Genomic DNA, 12,125 nt, shown 5'->3' with positions numbered 1-12,125 from the left:
GTATCGTCCGGTCCAACGGCCAGCGCTCCGTCTCACTCACGCCAGCTGTGTCCCTGTCGTTCGGCCATCGCCACCGCGCTCGCCGGGCCCCAGGTTCCGGCCGGATAGGGTTTTGGCGTGACATTGGCGTGTCGCCAACCGTCGAAGATCGCATCGACCCATTCCCACGCCGCCTCGGTTTCGTCGCGGCGCACAAACAGCGTGCCGTTGCCTTCCAGCGCATCCAGGTACAGGCGCTCGTACGCAGGACGGCGCGGCAGCGTGGAAAATTCCTCGTGCATGTCCAGGTCCAGCGCGACCTGCGACAGGCGCATGCCGCTGCGATCCAGCCCCGGCGTCTTGCTCATCAGGCGCAGTTCGATGCGTTCCTCGGGCTGCAGGCGGATGGTGAGCGCATTGGGCTCGACATGCGCGCCGCCGAAGATCGAGTGCGGCACGGCGCGGAACTGCAGGTGGATTTCGCTACTGCGCCGCGGCATGCGCTTGCCGGTGCGCAGGTAGAACGGCACACCGGACCAGCGCCAGTTGTCGATGTGCGCACGCAAGGCGACGAAGGTTTCGGTGCGGCTGGCGCGACCGAGTTCGTCGAGGTAGCCCGGCACGACTTTCCCATCCACCGCGCCGGAGGTGTATTGCCCGGTGACGGTTTCGGTGGTGACGTCGTTGCGGCCGATCGGACGCAACGAGCGCAGGACCTTGATTTTCTCGTTGCGCACGGCGGCGGGCTCGAAGCGCGCCGGCGGCTCCATCGCGGTGAGGCACAGCAGTTGCAGAAGGTGGTTCTGCAGCATGTCGCGCATCGCGCCCGAACTGTCGTAGTAGTCGCCGCGGCCTTCCACGCCGACGGTCTCGGCCACGGTGATCTGCACCTGCGCGATGTGGCGCGCGTTCCACAGCGGCTCGAACATCGCGTTGCCGAAGCGCAGGGCCAGCAGGTTCTGCACGCCCTCCTTGCCCAGGTAGTGGTCGACGCGGAACACACGCTCCTCGTCGAACACGCGGGTCACGCCGTCGTTGATCGCGACCGCGCTGGCGAGGTCGTGACCAATGGGCTTTTCCAGCAGCACGCGTGTGCCTTCGCCGGCGAGCCCCTGCGCGCCCAGCGCTTCGCAGATCGGTGCGTAGAAGCGCGGCGCGGTGCTGAGGTGGTAGACGATGTCGCCCGTGCGCAGCGACTGGATGTGCGTGCACAGGCGCTGCATCGAAGCGGCATCGCCAGTGTCTGCCGCGAGGTAGTCGATGCGCTGCAGCAGTGCCTGCAGGGTGGATTCGTTGCGCTCGGCGGCGGGCACGTTGCGGTTGACCGCATCGGCGACCAGCGCGCGGAAAGCTTCGACATCCGACTCCGAACGCGCGGTGCCGAGGATGCGCAGCGCGTCCGGGCACAGGCCGTCGGCGATCAGCCCGTAGAGCGAAGGGAACAGCATCCGCTGCGCCAGGTCGCCGGTGGCGCCGAAGATGACCAGCAGGGAGGCAGGTGTGCGCATCGCGTCATGGGATCCGGGCATCACGACAGCCTAATACCGCACGGTCGAAGCGACCGATGCAAACGATTGCATGGCGCACGACGGAACTTACACCCTAGCTCCGCCAAACGCGCCGCCGCGCGCCAGAAGAGAAGTGAAACGCGATCTTCCGGGACGCGACTTCGCCCCGGAGCCCACCCCTTCAACCCGACAACACATCCTGTATCTCTTCCAGCCCATGCCCGCGCGTCTCGATGCCACTGCGCAGCAGCATCACGCCGGACACCGCCATCGGCACCGCGATCAGCAGCGCCGACCACGCGAAGTGACTGAAAAAGCCCAGCACGCCCAGCCCGGCACCGAGGATGCCGCCAAACTTGGAGCTCGCCGCGATCAAGCCCGAGCCGGTGCCGCGCAGGTGCACCGGATAGATCTCCGCCGCGTAGGGAATGAGCATCGCGATCACGCCACTGATGCTGACCAGCAGGCTGGCCGTTGCCACGACCGTCATTGCATCCGAGCGCACCTGCAGCGCGCCCATCGCGAAGAACGCCAGCAGCGACAGGGTGGTCAGGCCGATGAACAACACCAGCGACTTGAAGCTGCTCCAGTGGTGGTAGAGCCAGATCACCACCGCGATTCCGGGCAGCGCGTAGATCGCCGACTTCGCCAGCAATGCGCTGGCCAGCTTGGGATCCACGCCCAGTTCGGTCAGGTTGACCGGCAGCCACAGCAGGAAGCCGAAGTTCGCCAGCCCCCAGGCGACGCCGCACACCAGCAGGCCCCAGGTGATGCGCGCGTGGCGGCCGCGCATCAGTTCGCGCATTCCGACGACGGGATGCTGGTCGTCGATCTTCGGTGCGCCGGGATGGGCCGGATCGTCGGTTTCCACTGCATCTGCCGCACCACCGGCGAACTTGCGCAGCACTGCGCGTGCCTGGTGTTCGAGTCCCGCGTTGGACAGGAACCGCGGCGACTCGGGAATGAAGCGGTACAGGAACACGATCATCGCGCCGGTCGGCAGCCCCAGCAGCCACAACACGCGCCAGCTGAACATCGGCTCCAGCGTCGCCGCCGCACCTGCAGCCAGCAGGTAGCCGGCCGACGTGCCGATGCCGCCGAGCGCCACCAGCAGCCAGCCACGATGCGCGGCCGGGACGGTTTCGGCCATCAGGGTGAAGGTGATCGGCAGCAGGCCGCCGGCGGACGCGCCCATCAGGAAGCACATCGCCAGGTTCCAGCCGAACGCCGGCATCGCCCCGCAGATCGCGGTGCCGATGAACATCAGCGCGCCGAGCAGGATCGCCGCGCGCCGGCCGAACAGGTCCGCCACGCGTCCCCACAGCACCGAACCCACCGTCGTGCCGGTGAGCGCGACCAGCGCGAGCAGGCTGGCCGTGGGCTTGGTGATCTCGTATTCCGCGCTCATACCCGGCATGACGAAGCCCAGCGTCGCCGGCTTCATCACGTCCACCGCGAGCGCGACCACCAGTACGCCGACCAGCTTCCAGTGTTCGATGTTGAGCGGCACGCCATCGGCGACATGGAAGTGCAAGTGTCCGGCATCTCCCTGCGACGCGCGCCGCATCAACGCCAGGCGCGGCATCAACCCGTAGGCGGCGAAGCCCAGGCCGATCGGGATCGCCGCCATGCCGGCCAGCATCCAGTGGTCCATCGGCATGCCGACCATCTGCCAGTGCGTGTACTGCCCCATCAGGAACATCGGCGCGTGCGAAAACACGCCGGCGACGATCAGCGCGCAGCCGAACCAGAAGGCGAGCGGGTGGTGGAAGGTAAGTTCACCGGCTTTCGTGTGCACGCGGGACATCACCTGGCTGGACGATCCCGGGATTCTGCGTCAGATCGCGGGACGCGATGGAGTTGGTCGCAAGAATTCGATTGCATGCCGCTCGGTGCCGTCCGGACGCTGCCCAGGCGCGTGTGTTTCAGAGGCCTGGGTAGCCAGCGGTGCTTTCAGTTTCAGGCCGCCGGCAAGCCGGGCCATCTCGCCACCCTCACGCCAGATCGTCCATCAACTCCAACGCCGCCACGAACCGTCCGACGGACACGAGGAACAGGCGTTACTCCTCGACACTGTCCAGATCGGCATCCTTGAACGTCCAGCTCTTGCCGACCTTCTCCATCCGCACGCGGCCGGCGCGACGGATTTCGTCGCGATCCACGCCTTCGACCCACAGCACCGCGTGGTCGCCGTCGACGCGGCCGCGCGAGATTTCCGCGTGCAACGGCTGGCCGTCGCGCAGCGACTTCAGCGATTCCTTGGACTGGGTGTCGTCGTCGACGGGAAAGCGCCATTGCCCTTCCTCGCCGGACAGGGTCCGCAGCGCGGCAATGTCGCCCTTTGCGAGCACGCCAAGGTAGGCGTTGTAGGCCTTGCCCGGTTCGCCGCCACCCGCCGGCAGGTCAGTGCCGGGCGCAGCGGTGATCGCGGCGTCGAAATGCAGGTCGTACTGGTATTCCTGCTCGAAGAACGTGTCCGGCTTGGCCAGCGTCCATGCGCCCTTGATGCGGTTGGCGCCCGCGTCGTCCAGCTTGAGTTCGCCGTAGCCGCCGGTATTGAAGCCTTCCGGCGAGAAGAACATCCCGCACTCGCCGCCCTGCGCATCCAGGCAGATGCGCACGAAGCCGCCGGCCGGCTCCAACTCGCGCACCGCGTCCATCGCGTCGAAGGCAGCGGCAACCTTGCGCGCATCCAGCGGCACGGCGCTGAGGAACACAAGCGTATGCGGGGCGTCGCGGTCGGATTCGTCCTCGACCACGGCCAGCGCGTGCTTCACTTCCAGCTTCGCCTTGTCCATGCGGAAGTAGCCGCTGGCGGTGTCGGCCGCGTGTGCGGAACTGACGGCCAGCAGGATCAGCAACGAAAGCGATGCGGTGCGGCAGACAACGGTACGGGTCATGGCCTGGCCTCCACCGTGGATGTGCGGGCAATGCAAGCACTGCGCCCCATTCCCTACCACGCGGGTAGCGTCGCGACGCGGACACCGACGGACGGGTCAGCGCCCTCGCATGGCACGACCGACAACGAACAGGTGCTGCCGATCAGCCACCCAAGCTCAACAGGCGCCAGCGTGCGTCGGTCTGGAAGGCGCCGCCGGCCGGCAGCGCGTCGGGACTGAAGGCGACGCCTTCGTCCGCCTCCTCCCAGGAAGCGCGCTGGCGAGGGCCGGGGATGTAGGCGCTCCATTGGCCGTAGCGCGACACAGTGCGGCCCATGTTGAATACCACGGGCACGCGGACCGTCCAGAACAGCGCGTCTTTTTCTTCGCCCCTCGTGGGCGGGTTGAAGGTCCAGGTGCGTGCGTGCGCGATCGCCGGCTTCGCGAACATCTTGCGATAGACCACCATATCGTTGTCGCTGGCGACGAAGCCGAGGTTCACCTGCTCGGCGATGACGTCCTCGACCTTGCCGTCGCGTCCCACCTTCAGGAGCAGGTAGACCGAGCCTTCCAGACCCAGTCTGGCGGCCTGCGGCGGGTAGTCAGGCGGCGTCAGTGCCGGTGCCGCGACTGCACGCTCGGCCGGATCGCGCGAAGTGGTGCCGAAGGACACGCCGCGCTGCTCGACTTCATAGTTCCCGTCCTCGCGCTTGTGCACGACGACGCGGATGCTCATGTCGGTCTTCGCCTTCACCGGGTTGCCGTCGACCAGGACCGGGGCGAAGACCCAGCCCGGCACCGACTTGCCCAGCAAGTCAACCACGCCCGCGGGCAGCTTGTCCTGCTGGTCGAGGGCGTAGCTGCTGACCTTGCCCTGCTCATCAACTTCGATCATGCCCGTGACCAGCATGCTCGCCTCGGCGCGCTTGCGTACGCCCCTGGGGCCGTCGGCCAGCGCCGTAGCGCACAACAGCAGGCACAGCGTAGCGAGCAGGCCCGTCCGCACGAATCGCATGGATACCCTCATGGTTCCTTCCCAAAAAAAACGGTGATTTCCCAGACGCGGAAGATAGCGCGATCCGCCTGTTTGACGAACTCCGCGCGGCGATCGCGCGGCTCAGGTGCGGGCAGCTGTCGACAGGATCAGGGCCCCATGCTCAGCAGGCGCCAGCGGCTGTCGGGCTGGAAGATCCCGCTCGAGGGCAAGGCGTCAGGACTGAAGGCCAGGCCTTCGTCCTCCTGTTCCCAAGGCGCCTTCCGGCGCGTGCCGGGAATGTAGCCCTGCCATTGGCCATAGCCCGGCGGCAGGCTTTCCACGGAAAACACGACCGGAACGCGCACCGTCCAGAACGGCGCGTCGACCTCGGGCCCTTGGGCCGGTGGCTTGAAACGCCATTTGCGCGCCTGCTCGATGGCAGCCGCGGCGAACGCCTCGCGGCCATTCGCCATGGCCTTTTCAGTGCCGATGTGAGAAAGGTTTACCTGCTCGTCGATGACGTCCTCAACCTTGCCATTGCGACCGACCTTCACCAGCAGGTAGACCGTGGCCGTCATGAACATACGGGCGGCCGACCCCGGATAACCCGGCGGCGTAAGGCGCGACACGCCCACCTGCTCGGACGGATCGCCCGACCGCATTCCGAATGACATGCCCCGCAGTTCGATGGCGAAATTGCCATCCTCCTGCTTGTGCACGACCACGCGGATGCCCATGTCGGTCCGCGCCTTCACCGGCTTGCCGTCGACCACGACGGGGGCGAAGGCCCAGCCGGGCACGGACTTGCCCAGCACCTCCACTACGCCCGCCGGCAGCTTGCCTTCCTGGTCCAGCGTATAGCCCGTCACCTTGCCCTGCTCGTCGACGTCGATCATGCCGGTGACCAGCATGCTCGCTTCGACCTGTGTGCTCACCTCGCCCCGCGCGGCGGCGAAGGTCGCGCCGCCTGGCAGCAGGCAGAGCATGGCCAACAGTCCCACGATCCATCGGGGTGCACGCTGGATGCACACGTCCATGCCAATTCCTCGATCCGGTTGCGAAGACGCGCAGGATAGCCGACGGTCTCGCATCAACGGTCGATGACCACGGCGCGACCGCATAATCATCCACGGAGGTGCGCATGCACGGTGGCGGTCTGCAACTCGCTTTGGTGTTCCTGCTGGCCGCGGTGATCGCGGTGCCGGTGTTCCGGCGTTTCGGCCTGGGGGCGGTGTTGGGCTATCTCGCCGCCGGCGTGGCACTGGGGCCGTACGGAATCCGGGTAATCCACGACGCCGCGCCGGTGCTGACCGCGTCGGAGATCGGCGTGGTGATGATGCTGTTCGTGATCGGGCTGGAGCTGTCGCCCTCGCGCCTGAAGGTGATGCGCCGGCCGGTATTCGGCGCGGGCGGCGCGCAGGTGGTGCTGACCGGCATCGCGCTGGCGCTGGCAGCGATGTTCGCGGGTGGACTGGGCTGGAAGGCGGCCGTCGTCGTCGGCCTGGGCCTGGCGTTGTCGTCCACCGCCGTCGGCCTGCAGCTGTTGTCCGAGCGCAAGACGCTCACCAGCGAGCACGGTCGCCTGGCCTTCGCCATCCTGCTGTTCCAGGACCTGGCCGCGATTCCGCTGCTCGCGGCGATCCCGTTGCTGGGGCACGCGCAGGCAGGCAGCGACGGCCCGGCGTGGCTGGCAGTCGCCAAGGCCGTGGGCGCGATCGCCGCGCTGGTGCTGGGCGGGCGCATCGTGCTGCGCCAGGTCTTCCGCGTCGTCGCGCGCACGCAGATGCCGGAGGTGTTCACCGGCGCCGCGCTGCTCACCGTGCTGGGCGCGGCGTGGCTGATGCAGATCGCGGGACTGTCCGCAGGCCTGGGCGCGTTCATCGCCGGCGTGCTGCTGGCCGACTCGGAATACCGCCACGAGCTGGAATCGCAGATCGACCCGTTCAAGGGCCTGCTGCTGGGCCTGTTCTTCATGGCCGTGGGCATGAGCATCGACCTGCATCGCGTGCTGGCCGAGCCGATGCTGATCGCCGGGATAGTCGCCGCGTTCATGGCGATCAAGCTGGTGCTGCTGTTCGCGATCGGCATGAAGCCGGGCTGCCTGGACAAGCGCGAATCGCTGCAGCTGGCGGCGGTGCTCGCGCTGGGTGGCGAGTTCGGCTTCGTGGTGTTCGGCGAAGCGGTGAAGGCCGGCGTGTTCGACAACGCGCTGCGCGATCGCCTCGTGGCCGCGGTGGGCCTGTCGATGGCGTTGACGCCACTGCTGGTGATCGCCGCCACGCGGGCATTGGCCTCGCATCCGGCGGTGAAGACCAAGCGCGCGTTCGATGCGATTCCCGACAACCATCCGCAGGTGCTGATCGCGGGCTTCGGTCGCTTCGGCCAGATCGTCGCGCGCCTGCTGGCCGCGCACCGCACGCCGTTCATCGCGATCGAGAACGACATCGAGCAGGTGGATTTCTCCCGGCGCTTCGGCAACCTCATCTATTACGGCGATCCGGCGCGTCCGGACCTGCTGCGTTCGGCGGGCGCGGCGAACGTCAAGGTGTTCGTGGTCGCGATCGACAACCAGGAGACCAACACCCGCACGGTGAAGGCGATCCGCCGGCTGTATCCGGACGCCGTCGTGCATGCGCGTGCGCGCGATCGTCGGCATGCCTGGGAACTGATGGACCTGGGCGCGAAGGTGATGCGCGAGACCTACCATTCCAGCCTGAAACTGGGCGAGCAGGTGCTGGTAGAGCTGGGCATCGCGCCGGAGACCGCGCGGGAGCACACGCAACGCTTCCACGAGCACGACGAACGCCTGCTGCGTGCGCAGTACATGGTCCACGACGACGAAGATGCGCTGCTGCAGACGGTGCAGGATGCGCGCCGCGAGCTGGAGGAGCTGTTCAGCGCGGACGTCGGCGAAGGCGTGCTCGGGGACATCGCGCGCGAGGATTCAGGCGTGTAGGGCGGGCCTTGGCCCGCCGCCGGCAGTCACGAAGAACGTCCGCTTCCGAACCCGCGTGTCGCGTCAGCGGACGTCGTTTACGACACGGCGAAGCCCCATCCCGAACGCGCCGCAGAAGGCGGATTGGTTACGCCATCCGGATGTCGCGATGGCGGGTCAAGACCCGCCCTACCGATCTACCTCAGCGATCTATCGTCAGCGATCCCGCAGGAACCGCGCCATCGACACGTCCGTACCGCCACCACCACCGGGCGCCTGAGGCGGCGGGGCAAGTTCGGCGGCGATATCGACGAAGCCGCGCATCACCGCGATCTCGCGCGGCGTGCGGTTGAGCGCGTCGCGCAGCATCGGATCGGCACCAGCGCGCAGCAGCTTCTGCGCCACCCGCAGCAGGCCATGCAGCGCGGCCAGGTGCAGCGGGCCGAAACCGCGCGATTCCTGCGCGTCGAGGCGGGCGTCGTGGTCGAGCAGCTGGTCCATGCCGGCGATCAGTACGTCCTCGTCGGCGGCGGAACCGGGTTCGGCGCGCGCACCCAGCACCAGCAGCAGCGGCGTAGCGCCGGCGGCGGGCAGGTCGGCTTCGGCGCCAGCGAGCAGCAGCGTGTCTAGCAACGCGACCAAGCGGGCGCGTTCGCGCGCGGTGAAGCCGAACATCGCCGCGCAATGCAGTGCCATGCGACCCTGGCCGTCGGTCGCGTGCACGTCCGCGCCAGCCGCAAGCAGGCGCGCGGCCATGTCGGGCAGGCCCAGCGCGCAGGCCACCATCAGCACGGTGAGGTCGCCGGGCAAGCGCTGTTCCAGCGACGCACCGGCGGCGATCAGGCGATCGACGATCTCGACGTGGCGCATGCTCACCGCCGCCGACAGCGGCGTCGCACCGGAATTGGCGGTCAGCTGCGGATCGGCGCCGCGCGCGAGCAAGAGGTCGACCACGGCGCGATGACCACCACCGGCTGCGCGCAGCAATGCGCTGCAACCCTGGCTGTCGATCGCGTTCACTGGCAGGCCGAGGTCGAGCAGGCGTCGCACCGCGTCGGCATCGCCGACGATCGCCGCGGACGGCACGTCCTGCGCATGCAGCGGCCGGCGCGGCAGCGGCCAGCCGCGCCAGTCCAGCCAGTCGGCCAAGTCGCGACGGCCCGTTGCCAGCGCCACGCCCAGCGGCGTCTGGCCGTCGGCGGCGAGCAGGTCCGGCGACGCGCCGTGCGCGACGAGCGTCTTCAGCATCGCCTCGCGACCCAGCGCGGCGGCCAGGTGCAACGCGCTCATGCCGTGGCCGTCACGGGTGTCCAGGTTGACGCCGATGGCGAGCAGCCTGTCCACCAGTCGCGTCCAACCCAACCGCACTGCCAGCGCCAGCGGGGGATCGCCGCCGGGCGACGGCGCAAACGGATCGGCGCCGCGCTCGAGCAGGTCGAGGGCGAAGTATTCGAGGCCGCGCGCCGCCTGTTCGCTCGCCGAGCACGCGGCGAGGAAGCGTGCCAGGCCGCCAGCGCCGGCCGGCGACACGCCACGACGCAGGAAGGCGTGCAACGACGGCAGTGCGGACGGACCACGCGACAGCAGCGCGAACAGCGGTGTATCGCCGGCGATGTCGCGCATGCCCGGGTCGGCGCCCCAGGCGAGCAGGCGTTCGATCTGTTCGGGGCCCGGCGCCGGGGCTTCGTCGTGCAGCAGTGCGCCCAGTTCGGCGGCACCGAGCAGTTGTGCCAGTCCGCCAAGTTCGGCGCCGCGACGCTCGTGCAGGCCTTCGCGCAGCAACGCCGCCGGCGCGCGGTCGGGCAACGGGGCGTCCGCGGTTTCCGCGGCATCGCTCACTGCCGACGGCAGCGGATACGCGCGATCCAGCGCGGCCACCAGCGCCCAGCGACCGGCTTCGGCGGCGCGGTCGATCGCACGCTTCTCTTCGAAGTCGCGCTGTTCCGGCTCCAGGCCGAGGGTCAGCAGGCGATCGATCAGCGCTGGCGTCGCGTTTTCCGACATCGCCGCCAGCGTCAGTGCACCGCGACCATGCGCGTCGATGGCGGCCGCCTCGGCGACGCCTCCACGCGGCAACTGCGCCAGCAGGCGTTCGAGCACCGGCAGGTGGCCGCCACGCGCGGCTTCCAGCACGGGCGTACGCGCGAGGCGGTCGGTCGCGGCGGGATCGGCGCCGGCGTTGAGCAGCACCTCGACGATCTCGGCGTGGCCGGCGAAGGCGGCTTCGTGCAGTGCACTGCGCCCCTGCACGTCGCGCGCATCGACTTTGGCCTTGTGCTTGAGCAGCAGCTGCACGCCGGCGGCGTCGTCTTCCTCGGTGCCGGCGGCGGCGAGCAGCGTCGGCTGGCCGCCGGCGGGCTCGGGTTTCGCGCCGCGTTCGAGCAGGAATTTGGCCAGGCGCCAGTTGCCCGCGGCGCAGGCGACACCGAGCGGCGAAATGCCTTCGAAATTGAGCGCATCGACTTCGGCGGCGGCATCGCGCAACAGCGCGGCGACGCCCGGATCCGAGCTGCGCGCGGCGTGGTGGAGCGCGGTGTTGCCGTCCAGGTCGACCGCGCGCGGATCGGCGCCGTTGGCGAGCAGGGTCATCACCGCGTCGGGCCGGCCGTGCCAGCTGTCGCGCGTGGCGGCGAGCAGCGGCGTCGTGCCGGCGTGCGACTCGTTGAGGTCCACGCCGCGCGCGATCAGTCCGCGCAGCAGGCGAAGGTCCGGCAGCACCGCAGCCAGTACGGCCAGGCTGCGCTGGTCGCGTTCGTCCACCGGCGGCGGCGCATGCACGTTGGCGCCGGCATCGATGAGTTGCAGCGCCTGCTCGACGCGACCGGCGCGCGCTGCGGAATACAGGAGCGGTTCCAGCGGTGCGCCGGCGAAAGGTTCGGTTAGTGCGTCATCGACTTCGGACACCGCGGGCTCGGGCAGCTCGATTTCCGGCAGCGAGTCCGCCGGCGCGACGCGCTGCAGCAGCCAGTGCAGGAGCGGCGAAGCCACCGCCAGCACGCCTGCCAGTCCCCAGCGCGCCGGTGACGCCAGCAGGCCCTGCCAGGACAGGACCACGATGACCGCTGCGACGACACCGACGATCGATGCAACCGCGAGACCGCGCCACGCGCCGGGTTCCAGTTCGCCCAGCTCGTCCCAATGCTGGCGGAGCGTGCCGCCCTCGTTCTCCAGGCCATGCCACAACGGCCACAACCGCCACAGCCCGATCAGCACGATCCCGCCCACCAGGCTCAGCCCGAGTGCGGCGAACAGCGAGCCGCCCTGCAGCAGCGCGGACAGGGGCCAGCTGACGACCGCGAACACCAGCGCCAGCGCCGTGCCCCACAGGACGGTGAGCCAGCCGGCTTCGCGCAGGAGCGCACGCGGCTCGGCGAAGGTACGGCCGCGCCACTGCGCAGCTGCCAATGCAAACGCGGGCTGGGCCAGGCTGCCCGCCACCGCCGCCACCACGCCACCGAAGCCGGCCAGCACCGTCAACGCCACACCGGCGGCCAGCGCCGCCCACAGCGGCCATCGCGAAGTTGTCGTCCCGCGCGACCGGGGCGTGGCTGCTGCAATCGCCTCAGCCATCGGTGCCCCAGTCCTCCGTCATCGGGTCCTGCGCCGTCGGCGGGAATTGCAGGTGGAAACCGCGGGCCACGAGGTTCTCGCGGACGACGGCCGCATCCTCGCGGGCGAGCTTGCGCTCCGGGGTCAGGGCGAGTTCCATCACGAACTGCAGGTTACCCAACTGCGCGCGCAGCGGTTCTGGCAGGCGCGCGAAGTCGTCGCGCGCGCTCAGATACACGTAGGTGTCGGCCTTGCGAAGGCTCTTGTAGACGTAGGCTTGCATTGCGGGTCGGGGGACG

The 12,125-nt window shown here is 69.0% G+C and carries 8 protein-coding genes; 1 reads left to right on the top strand and 7 read right to left on the bottom strand.

What is annotated here, in order from left to right; translation table 11 throughout:
* Positions 1-32: 32 nt before the first annotated feature.
* The 5 genes from zwf to ACYVD7_RS05570 all read right to left on the bottom strand — a co-directional run bounded on the left by zwf (position 33) and on the right by ACYVD7_RS05570 (position 6,379).
* On the bottom strand, positions 33-1,508 hold the full coding sequence (gene zwf, locus ACYVD7_RS05590; RefSeq protein ID WP_460760164.1) for a glucose-6-phosphate dehydrogenase: 1,476 nt from the start codon (positions 1,506-1,508) through the stop codon (positions 33-35).
* Between the two features lie 160 nt (positions 1,509-1,668).
* Positions 1,669-3,285 carry an MFS transporter gene (locus ACYVD7_RS05585; RefSeq protein WP_460760161.1) on the bottom strand — a complete coding sequence of 539 codons (1,617 nt, stop codon included), beginning with the start codon at positions 3,283-3,285 and terminating at the stop codon, positions 1,669-1,671.
* Between the two features lie 262 nt (positions 3,286-3,547).
* The gene (locus tag ACYVD7_RS05580) at positions 3,548-4,387 is read right to left on the bottom strand and encodes a hypothetical protein (protein ID WP_460760158.1); all 840 of its coding nucleotides are present in this window, start codon (positions 4,385-4,387) and stop codon (positions 3,548-3,550) included.
* 142 nt (positions 4,388-4,529) lie between these two features.
* A complete protein-coding gene (locus ACYVD7_RS05575) occupies positions 4,530-5,381 on the bottom strand; it encodes an energy transducer TonB (RefSeq protein WP_460760155.1) in 852 nt (283 codons plus the stop codon).
* Positions 5,382-5,509: 128 nt separating this feature from the next.
* Positions 5,510-6,379 carry a TonB family protein gene (locus ACYVD7_RS05570; RefSeq protein WP_460760152.1) on the bottom strand — a complete coding sequence of 290 codons (870 nt, stop codon included), beginning with the start codon at positions 6,377-6,379 and terminating at the stop codon, positions 5,510-5,512.
* Positions 6,380-6,483: 104 nt separating this feature from the next.
* Between ACYVD7_RS05570 and ACYVD7_RS05565 the strand changes: the two genes are divergently transcribed.
* On the top strand, positions 6,484-8,298 hold the full coding sequence (locus ACYVD7_RS05565; RefSeq protein ID WP_460760149.1) for a monovalent cation:proton antiporter-2 (CPA2) family protein: 1,815 nt from the start codon (positions 6,484-6,486) through the stop codon (positions 8,296-8,298).
* Positions 8,299-8,493: 195 nt separating this feature from the next.
* On the opposite strand, the gene ACYVD7_RS05560 is transcribed toward ACYVD7_RS05565, so the two are convergent.
* A complete protein-coding gene (locus tag ACYVD7_RS05560) occupies positions 8,494-11,847 on the bottom strand; it encodes an ankyrin repeat domain-containing protein (protein WP_460760146.1) in 3,354 nt (1,117 codons plus the stop codon).
* On the bottom strand, positions 11,840-12,109 hold the full coding sequence (locus ACYVD7_RS05555) for a YcgL domain-containing protein (RefSeq protein ID WP_460760143.1): 270 nt from the start codon (positions 12,107-12,109) through the stop codon (positions 11,840-11,842). Before ACYVD7_RS05555 ends, ACYVD7_RS05560 begins: the two co-directional genes overlap by 8 nt.
* Positions 12,110-12,125 lie beyond the last annotated feature (16 nt).

The sequence above is a fragment of the Lysobacter fragariae genome, assembly GCF_054779775.1.
Note: the sequence above shows the minus strand (reverse complement) of the source record. Positions and strands in the feature narration are given on the sequence as shown.

Coding starts and splice junctions, on each gene's coding strand:
- ACYVD7_RS05580 (WP_460760158.1), bottom strand. CDS start 4,387: ATGACCCGTACCGTTGTCTGCCGCACCGCATCGCTTTCGTTGCTGATC.
- zwf (WP_460760164.1), bottom strand. CDS start 1,508: ATGCCCGGATCCCATGACGCGATGCGCACACCTGCCTCCCTGCTGGTC.
- ACYVD7_RS05575 (WP_460760155.1), bottom strand. CDS start 5,381: ATGCGATTCGTGCGGACGGGCCTGCTCGCTACGCTGTGCCTGCTGTTG.
- ACYVD7_RS05570 (WP_460760152.1), bottom strand. CDS start 6,379: ATGGACGTGTGCATCCAGCGTGCACCCCGATGGATCGTGGGACTGTTG.
- ACYVD7_RS05565 (WP_460760149.1), top strand. CDS start 6,484: ATGCACGGTGGCGGTCTGCAACTCGCTTTGGTGTTCCTGCTGGCCGCG.
- ACYVD7_RS05560 (WP_460760146.1), bottom strand. CDS start 11,847: ATGGCTGAGGCGATTGCAGCAGCCACGCCCCGGTCGCGCGGGACGACA.
- ACYVD7_RS05555 (WP_460760143.1), bottom strand. CDS start 12,109: ATGCAAGCCTACGTCTACAAGAGCCTTCGCAAGGCCGACACCTACGTG.